The organism is Ruegeria sp. YTSC003 (genome assembly GCF_059609785.1).
This window is the reverse complement of sequence record NZ_JBXWMK010000003.1, coordinates 255,180-271,171: the sequence shown is the minus strand read 5'-3', so window position 1 is coordinate 271,171 and position 15,992 is coordinate 255,180. Positions and strand designations below refer to the sequence as shown.

Annotated in this window: 13 protein-coding genes; 5 read left to right on the top strand and 8 right to left on the bottom strand. The window is 58.7% G+C overall.

Features of this window, described 5'->3' with window-relative positions:
- Positions 1–85 precede the first annotated feature (85 nt).
- The gene (locus tag AC2FFH_RS08335; protein ID WP_496723309.1) at positions 86–820 is read left to right on the top strand and encodes a helix-turn-helix domain-containing protein; all 735 of its coding nucleotides are present in this window, start codon (positions 86–88) and stop codon (positions 818–820) included.
- Between the two features lie 5 nt (positions 821–825).
- On the opposite strand, the gene AC2FFH_RS08330 is transcribed toward AC2FFH_RS08335, so the two are convergent.
- From AC2FFH_RS08330 to prfB, 3 genes are all read right to left on the bottom strand, one after another.
- Complete coding sequence (locus tag AC2FFH_RS08330; RefSeq protein WP_496779259.1) at positions 826–1,608, bottom strand: DUF2189 domain-containing protein; 783 nt, start codon at positions 1,606–1,608, stop codon at positions 826–828.
- 33 nt (positions 1,609–1,641) lie between these two features.
- On the bottom strand, positions 1,642–3,036 hold the full coding sequence (locus tag AC2FFH_RS08325) for an amidase (protein ID WP_496779261.1): 1,395 nt from the start codon (positions 3,034–3,036) through the stop codon (positions 1,642–1,644).
- A 189-nt stretch (positions 3,037–3,225) separates the two neighbouring features.
- A complete protein-coding gene (gene prfB, locus AC2FFH_RS08320; RefSeq protein ID WP_058277539.1) occupies positions 3,226–4,353 on the bottom strand; it encodes a peptide chain release factor 2 in 1,128 nt (375 codons plus the stop codon).
- A gap of 76 nt (positions 4,354–4,429) precedes the next feature.
- Between prfB and AC2FFH_RS08315 the strand changes: the two genes are divergently transcribed.
- Positions 4,430–5,263 carry an aminoglycoside phosphotransferase family protein gene (locus AC2FFH_RS08315; RefSeq protein ID WP_496767011.1) on the top strand — a complete coding sequence of 278 codons (834 nt, stop codon included), beginning with the start codon at positions 4,430–4,432 and terminating at the stop codon, positions 5,261–5,263.
- Here the strand turns inward: AC2FFH_RS08315 and AC2FFH_RS08310 are convergent.
- From AC2FFH_RS08310 to AC2FFH_RS08300, 3 genes are all read right to left on the bottom strand, one after another.
- Positions 5,257–7,743 carry a penicillin-binding protein 1A gene (locus tag AC2FFH_RS08310; RefSeq protein ID WP_496844184.1) on the bottom strand — a complete coding sequence of 829 codons (2,487 nt, stop codon included), beginning with the start codon at positions 7,741–7,743 and terminating at the stop codon, positions 5,257–5,259. The genes AC2FFH_RS08315 and AC2FFH_RS08310 overlap by 7 nt on opposite strands.
- A 95-nt stretch (positions 7,744–7,838) precedes the next feature.
- On the bottom strand, positions 7,839–9,059 hold the full coding sequence (locus AC2FFH_RS08305) for an N-acetylmuramoyl-L-alanine amidase (protein WP_496844183.1): 1,221 nt from the start codon (positions 9,057–9,059) through the stop codon (positions 7,839–7,841).
- A 66-nt stretch (positions 9,060–9,125) separates the two neighbouring features.
- Positions 9,126–10,289: a pyridoxal phosphate-dependent aminotransferase gene (locus AC2FFH_RS08300; protein WP_496844182.1), complete on the bottom strand. Its 1,164-nt coding sequence runs from the start codon at positions 10,287–10,289 to the stop codon at positions 9,126–9,128.
- On the opposite strand from AC2FFH_RS08300, the gene AC2FFH_RS08295 reads away from it, so the two are divergent.
- The 3 genes from AC2FFH_RS08295 (at position 10,288) to AC2FFH_RS08285 (ending at position 13,557) form a co-directional block, all read left to right on the top strand.
- Positions 10,288–11,670, top strand: coding sequence for a M48 family metalloprotease (locus tag AC2FFH_RS08295; protein WP_496767007.1), 1,383 nt, complete (start codon positions 10,288–10,290; stop codon positions 11,668–11,670). The two genes, AC2FFH_RS08300 and AC2FFH_RS08295, sit on opposite strands and share 2 nt — an antisense overlap.
- Positions 11,667–12,425, top strand: a complete 759-nt coding sequence (locus AC2FFH_RS08290; RefSeq protein WP_496723325.1) for a DsbA family protein — start codon at positions 11,667–11,669, stop codon at positions 12,423–12,425. The genes AC2FFH_RS08295 and AC2FFH_RS08290 overlap by 4 nt, the downstream gene beginning before the upstream one ends.
- 61 nt (positions 12,426–12,486) lie before the next feature.
- Entirely contained in the window at positions 12,487–13,557 is a 1,071-nt protein-coding gene (locus tag AC2FFH_RS08285) for an agmatine deiminase family protein (protein WP_496844181.1), read from the top strand.
- 26 nt (positions 13,558–13,583) lie between these two features.
- Here AC2FFH_RS08285 and ispG read toward each other — a convergent pair whose 3' ends face one another.
- Together ispG and AC2FFH_RS08275 are read right to left on the bottom strand one after the other, a co-directional pair.
- A complete protein-coding gene (gene ispG, locus AC2FFH_RS08280) occupies positions 13,584–14,705 on the bottom strand; it encodes a flavodoxin-dependent (E)-4-hydroxy-3-methylbut-2-enyl-diphosphate synthase (protein WP_496844180.1) in 1,122 nt (373 codons plus the stop codon).
- Positions 14,706–14,776: 71 nt separating this feature from the next.
- Positions 14,777–15,991: a helix-turn-helix domain-containing protein gene (locus AC2FFH_RS08275; protein WP_496723329.1), complete on the bottom strand. Its 1,215-nt coding sequence runs from the start codon at positions 15,989–15,991 to the stop codon at positions 14,777–14,779.
- Position 15,992 lies beyond the last annotated feature (1 nt).

Below are 15,992 nucleotides of genomic sequence, written 5' to 3'. Positions count from 1 at the left end.
CGATTGTGAATGCATGCACGGCCAAAAAGGTCGGGTGCGTCGCACTTTTTGAAATGACACTCTGGAACCTGGGACAGAAATGACCATGAGTATCCGCAGTCCTGATGAATTGCGCCGGATGTTCGGCGACAATCTGCGACAATTGTCGCGGCAATATTCGTCCGTGTCCGAGCTGTGCCGCCAGCTGGGCATCAACAGGACCCAATTCAACAGATATCTGGCCGGTGAGAGCTTTCCCCGCCCCGATGTTCTGGATCGCATGTGCCGGTTTTTCGAGGTCGACGCCCGTATCCTGTTGCGGCCTCTGGAGGAAATTGAAACGCCACCGGAACATCCGGCTGCTTCGGCCCTGACTGAATTCCTGGGATCCGGCCCCTCAACGCTGACCGAAAACCTGCTGCCGGCGGGCTTTTATTATGCGACGGAAACGGGACTGGACGGATCTCCCATGACCAGACACCGGCTGATCCACACGCGCCGTTTGCCGCAATGCACGCTGGTGCGCAGCTATGAGCCCGAAAATGAGGGGATACCGGCCGACACCACCAGACGTGAAGTACAAGGCATCGCGGCTTGCGCCGGACGGCAGATTTTTATCCTTATGTCCAGCCGCGCAGCCCAAAACAGCCGTATCTACCTTGTAACGCGCGGCGCTGAAGAAAACTCCGAGCGATGGCGTGGCATTGCAATTTGCCTGTCCAAGACCAACGCTCAGGCGACCACAATGCGCCGGATTTCGCTGAACTATTTGGGCAATCAGGCAAAGGCCGCCCTTCCTGCGGCGCGCGCTGCCAAACGGCTCAAGCAAAGCGCTGCATAGGCTCTTCAAGCGTCTTTCCCGGCTCCTGCCAGAGTGATCAGACGATACAGGTGCCAACTGGCATGCCCCAGCAAAGGCAAGACGATCAATAATCCCAAAAACCACGGGATCATGGCCAAAAATGTCACGACAGCCACGAACACACCCCACCCCAGCATGATCTTCGGGTTCGACCGAACATAGCTGAAACTGGCGATCATCGCAGTCACGAAGTCCAGTTCTCTATCCAGCAACATCGGGATCGAAAGGACGGTGATCATGTATAGAATAAGGGCGAAAATGGCCCCCACGATGCTGCCGACGGCCAGCATAGTCAGGCCATTGGGTGTCATAAAGACCTCTAGCGAACTGGAGACGTTGGTCATGGTCGACAGCCCCATGAACAACGCAAAGATCATATGACCCAAGAAAAACCAGAACAGGAAAATCACCACGATAATCGCGCAGATGGATGGCAATTGACGACGGCTCTGCTGGAGGACAACGCCGAAAACCTCTTTGAAATCCAAAGGTTCACCCTGTTCCAACCGGTGTGACACCTCATACAACCCTACTGCCGCAAAAGGGCCGAGCAATGGGAACCCTATGGTGGCCAGCACCAGCCAGAATGACGTCTGCGTCTGCACCGTGACCCACGCCATGGCCAAGCCAGCCAACACATAGAACCCACCGAACAACAGGCCAAAAACAGGTGCCCGACGAAAATCAGCCCAGGCATGGCGCAACGCCTCGCGCAGCATTCCGGCATCCACAGGTCCCATATCCGGAACCCCAAAGGGTTTTTCCATGCTCTGTTTCTCCTCCTGTTTCCGGCGCTCTCCTCAAGCCGGTCGGTTTTGTGGCCACCCGGTCGCGTCGTGATACGCGGCTCCGATTGACAATATATCCGTATCCGCGCCGCGCGGGCCAAAGACTTGCATGCCCATCGGTAACCCGCCTGCCCCAAACCCTACCGGCACCGACATACACGGCAAGCCAATCAAGCTGACTGGAATCATGACCTGCATCCAGCGGTGATAGGTATCCATGCTTTTACCGGCAATCTCGGTGGGATACGGGAGCTCAAGTTCAAACGGCCAGACTTGAGTAGACGGCAGGATCAACGCATCAAATCCTTCGAACAGTTCAGCCGCGCGCCGGAACCAATCCGATCGTACAACACTTGCCTGATGCACCTGCATCGCCGTCAAGGCTTGCCCCTGGTCAAGCTCCCATTGCGCCGTGTCCTTCAACTGCGCCCGCTGTTCAGACTGCGGGGCGAGACTTGCCGCCACGCTCCAGGATCGTAAGGTCGACCAGCTTTCGAATATGCGTTCGGCATCAAAGGGCGGCGCAACAGCTTCAACCTGCGCCCCCTGCTGTACGAAAACGGACAGCGCATCCCGGCACAGGTCCAAAATACCATCCTCAAACGGGAACGCCCCACCCCAGTCGCCCAGCCAGCCAATCCGCATACCGGCCAGATCGGCCGCCTGAACAGGAGACACTGCAGCATTGTGCGGGGTTGCAGGATGCCGCGGGTCCGGCCCTGAAATCACGTCCAACAACACACCCAGATCTTCCGGGGCTCGTGCCATTGGGCCAAGCGTGGACAGTTGGTGAAGGAATATGTCGCCCACCGGTTCAGGCGGCACACGTCCCCAACTTGGGCGAAACCCATAGACATTGTTCCAGGCCGCGGGATTGCGCAGACTGCCCATCATGTCAGAGCCATCCGCCAGCGCCACCATCCCGGTGGCCAGCGCAACCGCTGCCCCACCCGATGATCCACCGCATGTCTTAGAGTGATCATACGGGTTACGCGTGGCACCATAAACGGGATTGAACGTGTGCGAGCCCAAACCGAACTCTGGCGTATTTGTTTTACCGATCAGGATTGCGCCGGCCGCCCGCATTCGTGCGGCTATCAGATCGTCCTGTTCGGGTACATGATCGCGATACAGCGGTGATCCCTGCGACGACACCACCCCGGCGACATTCACCAGATCTTTGACCGCAATTGGCAACCCATGCAACGGGCCCGTCACTGACCCCGCATCCAGCGCACGCGCCTCGGCCATCAGCGCCTCTTCATCACGCAGCGCAACAATCGCATTCAGCGGCGGGTTGACCGCCGCAATGCGATCCAAGGTTTCACGCATCAGATCAGCGGCTAAGAGACGCCGGGCCGAAAGCGCCGCCAACAAGGCAGTTGCGGTTGTCTGACTTAAATCCATCCGGGATCCATCGCATTCAGTGTTACCAAGTCGCGATCAGCCTAGCGAGGCAGCAACCCCATTTAAACCCGTGTTTTACATATATCTTTTACCATGCACACCGCAGCGCACGGATCCGCTTCATCTGGCCAAAAATATCCCGGCGGAGTCACCGCCTGCGGAGACGGGGGCAGGCCCCCTTGCGGCGTCTCAGCCGTCGCCCTGTGCCTCGGAGCGGCTCTTGCCCGCCACATCCATCGCAAGGGTGGCAGCCATGAACCCATCCAGATCACCATCCAGTACACCTTTGGTGTCCGATGTCTCATGGTTGGTACGCAGATCCTTGACCATCTGATAGGGCTGCAAAACATAAGACCGGATCTGGTTGCCCCAGCCCGCATCACCCTTGGCCTCATGTGCCGCGTTAATGTCCGCGTTGCGGCGGTCCAATTCCTGCTGATACAGGCGCGATTTCAGGGCCTTCATAGCAATATCTCGGTTCTGGTGTTGCGACTTCTCAGAACTGGTCACGACGATCCCGGTTGGAATGTGCGTAATCCGAACCGCCGAGTCCGTGGTGTTCACGTGCTGACCACCCGCGCCCGAAGACCGATATGTGTCGATACGAATTTCGGACGGGTTCACCTCAATCTCGATATTGTCGTCGACCACCGGATAGACCCAGACCGAACTGAAGGATGTGTGCCGCTTGGCCGCCGAGTCAAATGGCGAAATGCGCACCAGACGATGCACGCCGCTTTCGGATTTCAGCCAGCCATAGGCGTTGTGACCCGAAATCTTGTAGGCGGCGGATTTGATGCCCGCCTCTTCGCCCGCAGTCTCGGACTGCAGCTCGACCGTGTAGCCCTTCTTCTCGGCCCAACGGACATACATGCGCGCCAGCATCGAGGCCCAGTCACAGCTTTCGGTGCCACCGGCGCCCGAGTTGATTTCAAGGAACGTGTCATTGCCGTCGGCTTCGCCATCTAGCAACGCCTCAAGCTCTTTCTTGGCGGCCTTCGCCCCCAATTTCTGAATGGCGTCTTCGGCGTCGGTGACGACCTCTTCATCCTCTTCCATCTCGCCAAGTTCGATCAGCTCGATATTGTCGCTTAGATCGGTCTTGATGGATTCGTAGGTCTCAATGGCATCGACCAACATCTGACGCTCGCGCATCAGTTTCTGCGCGTTCTCGGGGTTGTCCCATAGGTTAGGATCCTCGACGCGCGCGTTGAATTCCTCAAGACGATGAGGGGCGGTCTCATAGTCCATACGCTGCGCCAGCAGCTCCAGCGACTTTTCGATTTCCGCCACGGTGTTCTGGGTTTCGGCGCGCATGGTCTTGTCCCAACTTGCTCAATCAGGCCTGCGTGATAGCAAGAGGCGCGGGCCACCACAAGACAGGCGAGACGGAATGCAAAACGCGTTGAACGAGTTTCTGACCAGATGGGATTTGGAAGACGCACAGCCCGTCGCAAATACCGGGCATGCACAAGTGTGGAAGGTCCGAACTTTGGACAACACGCTTGCCGCCCTCAAGATCTATCGCCGCCCAAACCGTGGCAATGAAACAGCTGGTCCGCACCTGATGCACCTGTGGCGTGACCGGGGAGCTGTGCACATAATGGCCGAGGCGCCCAACGCCGTTTTGACGGAATGGCTTGAAGGGCCATCGCTTGGGGACATCGCGCGGTCTGGCCGCCCGGATGATGCGGTACGCGGTCTGGCGACGGCAGCGGACCGACTGCACCGAAGGCCGACCATCAACGCGACCGGGCTGAAACCGCTTCAGGAAGTCTTCGCGCCAGTTTTCGACTGTCAATTCTCGGACGATTGCCCGATCCGGCTACGGCACGACATGATGCAAGCGATCCGCATTGGCCGTCGGCTTCTGGACACGCAGGATATGGTTGTTCCGCTGCACGGGGACCTGCATCATGACAACGTAATCGCAACACCTGCCGGGCCTCGGGTCTTTGACGCCAAGGGGTACATCGGCGACCCGGCATTCGAGCTGGCCAATGCACTGCGCCACCCCAAAGGCATGCCAGAGTGGGTTCGCCGACCTGAACAGATTGAAACTGGCCTGGCGCTATACGCGACCGCCATGCGGGTAAAAAAAGGACTACTTGCCCAATGGGCTGCCGCAAAATGTGCTCTGTCGATCTTCTGGCGCGCAGATGGCACCGTCACACATGACCCGGAAGAAGACCTGTTGAACCTTCTCCTGCAGGCAGCGGATCAGTAAAGACCGCCGCCCTGCAGATCACCCTGGCTGGCGTTGGGGCCAACAGTGATTGTGTTGCCGGTCGACGTGGTAACCTGACGGCCCGAGCTGGCCTCTTCGAACAGAGGCAGGTCGGAGCCCATCGCAAAGCCACCGTCGTAGACACGGTCGATAAAGCCGTCGACGCCATCGCGGAAATATTCGGCCACGACATAGTCACCGGAAGCATCGGCAGGCAGGCGCGCGCCACTAAAGCGGTCGATCTTGATGAAGTGGCCGCCTTCGGGCACATCAAACGGACCACCGCCGTATTTCTCGACGGCTTTCTCCATGAAGCTCTGGAACACTGGCCCGCACAACGTACCCCCATAGGCCCCCCGCCCCATCGGACGCGGGCGGTCATAACCGATATAGCAACCAGCAACGATGTTCGAGGTGAAGCCGATGAACCACGCATCCTTGGATTCATTCGTCGTACCTGTTTTACCTGCAGTCGGCACCGGCAGATTGACGACACTGGACGCGGTCCCGCGATCCACCACACCTTTCATCATCGACGTCAACTGATAGGCGGTGATCGCATCCATGACCTGAGAGCGATTGGTCTCGATAGTGGGCGACTCGTCCGGCTCAAGCCAGGCCGAGTTACAATCCAAGCACTGACGGTCATCATGGCGATAGATCGTCTTGCCGAACCGATCCTGAATACGGTCAACCAGAGTGGGCTCCACCCGCTCACCGCCATTTGCGAACATCGCGTACGCGGCGACCATCTTGTACAGCGTGGTTTCTTCCGACCCCAGCGAGTTCGCCAGGAACGCGCCCATACGGTCATAGACACCAAACCGTTCCGCGTAGCCCGCGACAACAGGCATGGTCACCTCTTGCGCCAGGCGAATGGTCATCAGGTTCCGTGACTGTTCGATCCCCGTGCGCAGCGGCGTTGGGCCGTAGAATTTGTTCGACGAGTTCTTGGGTCGCCACAGACCTTGGGGGGTGTTCACCTCAATCGGGGCATCCACAACGATGGTTGCAGGGCTATAGCCACTGTCCAGCGCGGCGGCATAGACGAAGGGTTTGAAGCTGGAACCCGGCTGGCGCTGCGCCTGTGTGGCGCGGTTGAACACCGAATCCTGATACGAGAACCCGCCCTGCATCGCCAGAACACGGCCCGAGTTCACGTCCATCGCAACAAAGCCGCCCTGCACTTCCGGCACCTGACGGGCGGACCACTGGCCTTCCTCTCCAGCCATGACCAGAATGACGTCACCGCGCTTGAAGTTTGCCGCAAAATCACCTTGCATCCATTTGATGTCAGCACGCGGGACGATGCCGTCTGCCGGACCGTCCTCGATCCCTACGGTCAATTGCTGTTCACCCACATTCAGTACAACGGCCGGATACCACTGGGTCGGCAGCACTACGTCGCGGGGCATTTCCATGATGGCCAAGGCTTCGCGCCATTGCGCCTCATCCGCCAGTTTTTCTTCTGGGATCACCTCGCCCGTACCACGCCACTTCCCACGTGAACGGTCGTATTTCTGCAATGCGGTGCGCAAGGCCTTGGCTGCCTCAAGCTGCATTTCCTCGTCAACCGAAGCGCGAACCGCGAAACCCCCAGTAAAGAATTCGCCCTCGCCGAAATCCTCGCTCAGTTGGCGGCGGATCTCGTCGGTGAAATAGTCACGCGGCGGCAACGCCGTACGGAAGCTTTCGAAATCTCCGTTCTGGACCGATCGGAGGGGCATTTCGACTTCGACCTCATAGGTCGCCTGATCGATATACCCATTCTGGTTCATCTCGCGCAAAACGTAGTTGCGGCGCGCCAGCAGGCGGTCCTTTTGCCGAACCGGGTGATAATCCGACGGTGCCTTGGGCATGGCGGCCAAAGTTGCGGCCTCGTGCGGCTCCAGCCCCTGCAAAGTCTTGTTGAAATAGGTCTGCGCAGCAGCGGTCACGCCATAGGAGTTCTGACCCAGAAAGATCTCGTTCATGTAAAGTTCGAGGATCTGTTCCTTGTCCAGCGTATCCTCAAGCCGGGTGGCGAGGATGATTTCCTTGATTTTCCGCTCGGCGCGGCGGTCGCCGGACAGCAGGAAATTCTTCATCACCTGTTGTGTAATGGTCGATGCACCGCGAACGGTTTCGCCCTTGGACTTCACCGCCTCGACACCGGCGGCAATGATACCGCGCGGATCGTAACCTTGGTGGGTGTAGAAATTCTTGTCCTCAGCCGAGATAAACGCCTGCTTCACCAGATCTGGAATCTCTTCGGACGGCGTGAACAAACGGCGTTCCTGCGCGAACTCGTCGATCAACTGGCCTTCGCCCGAATAGATTCGGCTGATCGTGGGCGGTTTGTACTGCGCCAACGATTCATGGCTGGGCAGGTCGCGCCCATACATCCAGAAGATCGCGCCGACGACCAGCGCGGCCATGAAGATACCCAATGTCACGAGGCTGAAGATCGCCCCGAAAATCGAAAGAATGAAACGGATCACGTTACTGCCTTTTACTCGCGGTGACGCCTATATAGTGATGGCCCGGCGCAGGGTCAAAACACGATGGCCAATAATAGCCGGTTTACGTCGCAGGGTCACTGACCAATCAGGGATCTTTTGATCAGGTCATCTTGCCGCCACTTCTGCAGACCATCGACAATGCCCTGCGCCATTCCAACGCGCCATTTCGGGTTCCTGATATTCTGCAGGTCCCGAGGGCTGGAGAGAAATCCAAGCTCGACCAAAACCGAAGGAATGTCCGCTGCCTTGAGAACCGAGAAGGAGGCCGTGCGGATCGGCCTACTGTTCATCGGGCCGCCCTGCTGTGTCATGCCATCAGCCAGCGCACGGGCCAACGCATCAGTTCGAGGCTTGGTTTCCTGCCGCGCGATATCCAGCAGGATATCGGCCACTTGGTCATCCGCACCGCTCAAATCAATCCCCGAGATCAGATCACCGCGGTCATGACGTTCCGCCAGCTTGTCACTGGCCACATCTGATGCTTCTTCTGACAAAGTATATACTGCGGCACCATGCGCCCGCCCTTCAGACAGGATATCTGCATGCAGTGAGATAAACACATCGGCACCGGCTCTATGCGCCAGCGCGATGCGCCGTTCGAGCGAGACGAATTGGTCATCAACCCGCGTCATCACCACTTCGAACCCTCCGGTCCGCAACAAATGCTCGCGAAGTTCGCGCGCGAAGGTCAGCATCAGGGTCTTTTCGTCCAACCCGTCGACCTCGGCCCCCGGGTCGATGCCGCCATGACCGGGGTCAAGCATGACCCGCAACGCGCCTGCCCCGCCGCGGCGCGGCTGGGCAGGGGTTACTGCGGGTTCAGGCAGATCCCAACCTTGTTGACGGGGTGCCCCTGCACCGGCAGCGAATGAATCGAATTCGGTTCCTTGCAGAAGCAGCGACAATTGCGCCCCTCCAGCCGTTTCATCAATTTTCATCTCGGCGCGGTCGACGGCCAAAGGCGCGCCAAGCTCCAGAACCATCCGAGACCAGCCGGGAACATATGCTCCGAACTGAACACCGCTGATACGATCGGTCTGCAGAAGTGTTTCGCGATCAAGCCCGGTCCAGTCAACCTCTTGAAAATCAAGTACCATGCGGTAGGGATCTTGCAATGTGAACACGCGGTAAGGCACGCCTTGGCTGAGGCCCAGATCGACCCTCACCCCTGCGCGACCTTCGTCCACAATGCGACTGTCATCCGGCAACACGCGCGCAAGCGCGCTGAAGTCATGCGCGACTGCAGCCGTCGACAGCGCCCAAAACAGCGCAATGGCGTAAATGATCCTGCTCATGGCCTCAAGTTTTCCCGAGATCGTTTGTCTGGCACCCTATCGCATCCGGAGCCCGTTGTGAACGGCTCAGGCCTGCTCCGTAATCGCACCGCAATCCGCCATAAAGCGGTGCAGTCGCTGCAGACCCTCTTCGATGTCCACCGTCGAGCGCGCGTACGAGAACCGAAGCGTCGTATGACCGCGCAGCGGGTCGAAATCCAGCCCCGGCGTGACGGCTACCCCGGCCTTTTCCAGAATTTCAGCTGCAAAGGCGCGGCTGTCGTCGGTCAGGTCCGAAACGTCGGCGTAGACATAAAACGCCCCATCCGGCGGCGCGATATTGGTGAAACCGGCCTTGGGCAGCCCTTCCAGCATCAATTGGCGGTTGCGGCGATAGACATCCAGATTAGCCTGCAATTCATCGTTGCAATCCATTGCCGCCAGCGCAGCCACTTGGCTGGCGTGCGGCGCACAGATGAACATGTTCTGGGCAATCCGTTCAACCACCCTCACCTGATCTTCGGGAACCACCATCCAGCCAACGCGCCACCCAGTCATCGAGAAATACTTGGAAAACGAGTTGATCACATAGCAGTCATCAGTCAGCTCCAGCGCGGTGACGGCCTTGGCCTCATATTCCAGCCCATGGTAAATCTCATCGCTGATGAACGAAGCGCCCTGCCCCTGTGCGGCGTCTATTAGCGAACCCATGGCTCTGTGATCCAGCATCGTGCCCGTGGGGTTCGCAGGCGACGCAACCATCAGGCCCTGCAGGTCGAGCCCTGCGAAATCGGATGGCACGGGTTGCAGCCGGTTCTCAGGTGCAGTGGGCAGATCGACAGGGACCAGACCTAACGCTTTCAGAATCTGCCGGTAAGACGGATAGCCCGGCGCGCCGATACCCACGCGGTCACCGCTATCGAACAGGGCAGTGAAAGCCAGCAGAAACCCGCCGGACGACCCTGGTGTAACCACGACGCGGTCGGGGTTGAGATCGACGTTGTACCACTCACCGTACAGGCTTGCGATCCGTTGCCGCAGCGCGGGTAGACCCAAAGCCACGGTGTAGCCCAGCGGGCCTTGATCCATTTCTCTGGCCAAGGCCTGAACGGCCCCCTTGGGCGCGCCCGTCCCCGGCTGGCCGACCTCCATATGGATGATGTGCCGCCCGGCCTCTTCAGCGCGGCGCGCGGCCTCCATCACATCCATCACGATAAAGGGATCGACCCCGGATCGGGTTGAGTTTCTCATGCCCATCTCCCATGTTGCAGCCATGGCTTTTGAACGCTTATCCAGGCTGGCGTCAATCCCGGCCCTGTTGCTGATTGCAGTGACATGGATGGGCAGTGCGTTTCAGTCCAGCGCTCAAAGCCTGATCCGCGACCCCGATATCGAGCACGGGTTGCGCGAACTGGCCTTTCCCATTCTGCGGGCCGCTGGGCTAAACACAAACCGGGTGAAAATTCTGGTCGTCAACGACAGCACCTTCAACGCGTTTGTCATTGATTACAACGCGATATACGTAAACTACGGACTAATCCTGACCGTCGAAAGCCCTGAGATGCTGCAGGCCGTGATCGCGCATGAGGCGGCCCATATCGCCAACGGCCATCTGGCCAGACGGGTTGAAAACATGCGCGCCGCACAACGCAAAGCCCAGCTGGGTACTGCGCTGGCCCTGATTGCCGCAGCCGCAGGTGGTGGCGAGGCCGCAGCGGGAATCGCCGCCGGCACATCCGCGTCTGCCCTGCGCAGTTTCCTCGGGCACACACGCGCAGAAGAGGCATCGGCCGACCGCAGTTCTGCCAGCTACCTGCGCGCGGCGGGGATCTCACCCAGCGGGATGGTTGCCCTTCACCAAAAGTTTGCAGGTCAGGAGTTGCTGAACACCGCCAACCAAGACCCCTATATGCGATCCCACCCCACCAGCCGCGAACGGCTGCGCGCCGCTGAGGCGTTTGTGGGCGAGTTCAGCGATCATGCCTTACCCAACCCCAACGCCGATTACTGGTTTGCGCGGGTCAAGGGCAAACTATCGGCTTTCCTGCGTTCGCCGGGCTGGACCTTGCGCCGGTTAAAAGAGGAAAGCGCACAGGACATCCGCCTGATGCGCGAAGCCGCCGCCCATCATCAGAACCGCGATCTGGCCCGCGCAAGGACCGCAATCGACGGCGCGCTGGAAATCCGGCCCGATGATCCGTTCTTTTATGAATTAAAAGGGCAAATTCTACTGGAAAACAGAAAGTTGCCAGACGCAATTAAAGCTTACGGACAGGCAGTTGAAATGTCTCCGAATGATCCGTTGCTTCTGGCGGGGTACGGGCGCGCCTTGCTGGCAGATGGGCACACGACCGACGCCCTGAAGGTGCTTGAAAAGGCGCGCGCGCGGGACTATCGCAATGCACGACTGATGCAAGATCTTGGAATGGCTTATGCCAAGGTCGGAAATAACGGCATGGCCTCGGCTGTGACCGCAGAACGCTATGCCCTGCAAGGCCGCCTGGTCGATGCAGGCATTCACGCAAAACGCGCCGTCGGGCAATTGCCCGAAGGTTCACCTGGTTGGCAACGGGCACAGGATGTGTTGATTGCCTCGGAACGAGCGAAGAAAGAGAAAAGGAACCGGAAATGATCCTCAGACATGCTGCACCCGCCCTTCTGGGGCTTTCCCTGATCACCGGCCCCGCGCAGGCCCTGGACCTGAGCACCATGAGCGATGCCGAACGCGAGCAGTTCGGTGAGCAGGTGCGCGAGTACCTTCTGGAAAACCCCGAAGTGATCATCGAAGCGATCAACATCCTTGAACAGCGCAACGCCGTTGCCGAAGCCGCCGCAGATAAGGATCTGGTCGCGGCCAACGCAGACGAGTTGTTCAACGACGGCTATAGCTGGGTCGGCGGCAACCCTGATGGCGACATCACTCTGGTCGAGTTCATGGATTACCGCTGTGGCTATTGCCGCCGCGCCGTGCCCGAGGTCGCGAGCCTGTTGGCCGAAGATGGCAACATCCGCCTTGTAATCAAGGAATTCCCGATCCTGGGCGACGCCTCGGTCCTGTCTTCGCGTTTTGCGGTCGCAACCAAACATGTGGCTGGCGCTGACGCCTACAAACAGGTCCATGACGCCCTGATGGAATTCGGTGGAGAGCCTTCCGAAGTCTCCCTGCGCCGGATCTCGGATGGCCTCGGCCTGGACAGCGATGCGATCATTGCGGCCATGGACAGCGAACAGGTTACGGATGAAATCGGTCAGACCCGTGCGCTGGCGCAGCGTATGCAGATTTCAGGAACACCTTCATTTGTTCTGGGCACCGAAATGCTGCGTGGGTTCCTGCCAGCGGATCAGATGAAGCAGATTGCGGACGGTGTGCGCGCAGAACAGGGTTGATGAACAAAGAGCACCTCACGCTGAGGTGCTCTTCACCCAAGAGCCTATTGGGGTTTTCACAATGAAGCGTAGGGAAGTTCTGCTGTCCGGCGGGGCGATTGGGTTAATGAGTGTCACACAGCAACCTTTTGCCCAAACTGGCTTGGGCTATTTTGTTCCCGCGGAAGAAACACGACACCAACGCACTTTCATGCAGTGGCCAGTAAGCCGCAATGTGTATCCAGATGCCCACTTGCGTGATCTGGTGCAGCAAACAATCGCCGATATTGCCAATGCGATATCGCCATTTGAACCGGTGACGATGCTGGCTGCCGCCGAACAGCATTCGGCAGCGCGTGAAAAACTTTCAACGGAAGTTGAATTGTGGGACGTCCCAACCGAAGACCTTTGGTGCCGGGATTCCGGACCGATCTTTTTGATCTCAGACGGCGGTGACATGGCGATCCGCAAAATCCAGTTCAATGGCTGGGGTGAGAAGCAAGCACACAAACAGGACGCTCGTGTCGCTGGTCGCGTTGCTGAACGACTGGGCCTGCCGCTCCTTCCGTCCGGCCTGAACGGTGAAGGTGGAGGTGTTGAGCAAGACGGGCACGGCCTGCTCATTGCGCATGAAAGCTCATGGGTGAATGGCAATCGCAACCCTGGCCAGTCCCGTAACGAGATCGAAGCCAAACTTTTGGCCGCCTACGGAGCAAACCGCATGATTTGGTCCGAGGGTGTTTGGGGCGAAGACATTACCGACTACCATATCGACAGTCTGGCACGCCTTACCGGACCGGGTCGTGTTCTGGTCAACCTTCCAGACGAACCTGATTTTCAGGACCCCTTCCACCTTGCGGCATTGGACACGCATGACCGATTGGTTGCGGAAGGTTTACAAGTAGAGGTTAATCCGGAACCAGTCAGAAGGCGGGTCAAAGATCCAGAGTTCGTGGCGTCCTATGCAAACTACTATGTTTGCAATGGCGCGGTCATCATGGCCCAATTCGGTGACAAAGAAACCGACACCATCGCGCGCGACGCCCTGTCCCGACATTACCCGGGGCGCGAAGTTGTGGCACTGAACGTCGATATTTTAGGCGAATTTGGTGGCGGTATTCACTGCGCAACGCAACAAATGCCCGCCGCCTGAAGTGACCCAAGGGTCAGTGACATCAACTATTCCGCCGCCTCAGCCACGGCGTCCAGTTCCGCCGCCTTCTTCTCGACCTCTTCGACGATGTGATCGATCATCTGGTCGTTCGACATCTTGTGGCTGGCCTTGCCTGCCAGATAAACCATACCGGATCCGGCCCCGCCGCCGGTGAAGCCTACATCGGTCATTAACGCCTCACCCGGCCCGTTCACCACGCAACCGATGATCGAAAGGCTCATCGGCGTTTTGATGTGTTCCAAACGCTGTTCCAGCGCCTCGACCGTTTTAATCACGTCGAAGCCCTGCCGCGCGCAGGAGGGGCACGAGATGATGTTCACGCCGCGATGGCGCAGGCCCAGGGATTTCAGAATCTCGAAGCCCACCTTTACTTCTTCGACCGGGTCAGCGGACAGGCTGACACGGATCGTGTCGCCAATACCCATCCACAGCAGATTACCCAGCCCGATGGCCGATTTGATGGTGCCAGACACCAGCCCGCCCGCCTCGGTGATGCCTAAGTGGATCGGCGCATCCGTGGCCTCGGCAATGCCCTGATAGGCCGCTGCGGACAGAAAGACGTCGCTGGCCTTCACGCTGATCTTGAATTCGTGAAAGTCGTTGTCCTGCAGGATGCGAATATGCTCCAACCCGCTTTCGACCATCGCCTCGGGACATGGTTCGCCATATTTCTCAAGCAGGTGCTTTTCCAGACTGCCCGCGTTTACCCCGATCCGGATCGAGCAATTGTGGTCGCGCGCGGCGTTGATGACTTCCTTCACACGCTTTTCATCGCCGATATTGCCTGGATTGATGCGCAGACATGCAGCCCCCGCTTCGGCAGCTTCGATGCCCCGACGGTAGTGAAAGTGGATGTCGGCCACGATGGGAACCGGGCTTTCGCGCACAATCTCTTTCAACGCCTTCGATGACGCCTCATCTGGGACGGACACGCGCACAATATCAGCGCCCGCTTCGGCGGCGGCTTGAACCTGCGCAACGGTCCCAGCAACGTCTGTTGTCAGCGTGTTGGTCATGGTCTGAACAGCAATGGGCGCGTCGCCCCCGACCGGAACATTCCCGACCATGATCTGGCGGGATTTGCGGCGATAAATGTTTCGCCACGGGCGGACATGATTAGGGGACATGAGGACGGGTCCAGAGCTGCCTGAGTTGCGTCTTTAAATAGTCCGCCTACCCGGCCACCGCAATGGCCAGATCACTCAGCAGGCGTTTCAGGTACTTCCGCCTGAAGTTCGGCCACCAATTGTTTGAGGGCGCTATTCTGTTCGGCTTCCAGATCGGCAACCTCATAGCGTTCGGCAACCGCGTCTTTGGACAGCAGAACACCTTTGGTCACTGTGCCCGGCGCGCCAACAGGCCCGAAATGCTCACCGTTCATCGAGAAATAAACGGACCCCGAAGCCCCTGCGCGCAGCTGCGGCGGTTCTTCGGTCAGAGGTATCTCGAATGTGTTGCCCTGCTCGACTGTGCCTAGCGTACCTTCGAATAGGACGCTCCCATCTGCGGCGCGAATACGCATCCAAGATGGTGCAACGGCAACAATTTTGAGCGCGGTATCAACCTGCTCGACTACCTGCGGCAATGCGAGGCGTTCAACTGTGTGCACCTCGGCCACTTCAATCCGTGGTGCCTCTGGTGGACGGAACGTACCCACGGTACGCGGGTCCAGCGTAGCAATCGGAGCGTCACGTGCCACAAGAACCGGAACATCCAGCGCCTGTGGGCGATAAAGACGATCCAGCGCCTCAGGGGTCGGTGCGGTGGCATCTGCGGCTTCGGCAACTTCTACCGGAGCGCGGGCTGCATCCAACGGGTCGAGATCGGACAGAACCACCGGGGCTTGTTCAACCGGGCTTACTTGTACCTGCTGGATTTTGTTCAAGACGGCCCAGCCGCCGTAGCCAATGCCGCCAATTACCGCCAGCAGAACCAGAGACGAGCCAATGGCACGGGGTTCGATCTGGCTGACCAGAGATTCCCTGCCTGGGATGTAAGGTGTATTCGGCGAGATGAACGGATCGCGCCCCATCGGACCCCGCGCGGGCAACCCGCCGGATGGTTTGCGCACAACCGAAGCCTCGGCTGACATACCATGGGCAACTTCGAAGCCGCTCTCGGCGCAGAAGGTGGCAAAAGTATCATCCGGGTTCATGCCCAGATAGCGCGCATAAGAACGCACATACCCGGCGATGAAGCCGGGTGTGTCAAACGCATCAGGATCAGCGTCTTCAATGGCAGCGATGTAGTTGGCTTTGATCCGCAGTTCGCGCTGAACATCCAGAAGAGACTTGCCCATCGTCGCGCGTTCGCCGCGCATCCTGTCGCCAAGCCGCACCTCATAGTCGTCAAAGCCCTTTGGCCGGACGTCCGTGTCTTGTTCGGAATCGCGCTGTGATCTGCGCCCAATCATT

Bases quoted from the DNA above. Each gene is read 5' to 3' on its own strand.
- AC2FFH_RS08335 (WP_496723309.1), top strand. From the start codon at position 86: ATGAGTATCCGCAGTCCTGATGAATTGCGCCGGATGTTCGGCGACAAT.
- AC2FFH_RS08330 (WP_496779259.1), bottom strand. From the start codon at position 1,608: ATGGAAAAACCCTTTGGGGTTCCGGATATGGGACCTGTGGATGCCGGA.
- AC2FFH_RS08325 (WP_496779261.1), bottom strand. From the start codon at position 3,036: ATGGATTTAAGTCAGACAACCGCAACTGCCTTGTTGGCGGCGCTTTCG.
- prfB (WP_058277539.1), bottom strand. From the start codon at position 4,353: ATGCGCGCCGAAACCCAGAACACCGTGGCGGAAATCGAAAAGTCGCTG.
- AC2FFH_RS08315 (WP_496767011.1), top strand. From the start codon at position 4,430: ATGCAAAACGCGTTGAACGAGTTTCTGACCAGATGGGATTTGGAAGAC.
- AC2FFH_RS08305 (WP_496844183.1), bottom strand. From the start codon at position 9,059: ATGAGCAGGATCATTTACGCCATTGCGCTGTTTTGGGCGCTGTCGACG.
- AC2FFH_RS08295 (WP_496767007.1), top strand. From the start codon at position 10,288: ATGCCCATCTCCCATGTTGCAGCCATGGCTTTTGAACGCTTATCCAGG.
- AC2FFH_RS08300 (WP_496844182.1), bottom strand. From the start codon at position 10,289: ATGAGAAACTCAACCCGATCCGGGGTCGATCCCTTTATCGTGATGGAT.
- AC2FFH_RS08290 (WP_496723325.1), top strand. From the start codon at position 11,667: ATGATCCTCAGACATGCTGCACCCGCCCTTCTGGGGCTTTCCCTGATC.
- AC2FFH_RS08285 (WP_496844181.1), top strand. From the start codon at position 12,487: ATGAAGCGTAGGGAAGTTCTGCTGTCCGGCGGGGCGATTGGGTTAATG.
- ispG (WP_496844180.1), bottom strand. From the start codon at position 14,705: ATGTCCCCTAATCATGTCCGCCCGTGGCGAAACATTTATCGCCGCAAA.
- AC2FFH_RS08275 (WP_496723329.1), bottom strand. From the start codon at position 15,991: ATGATTGGGCGCAGATCACAGCGCGATTCCGAACAAGACACGGACGTC.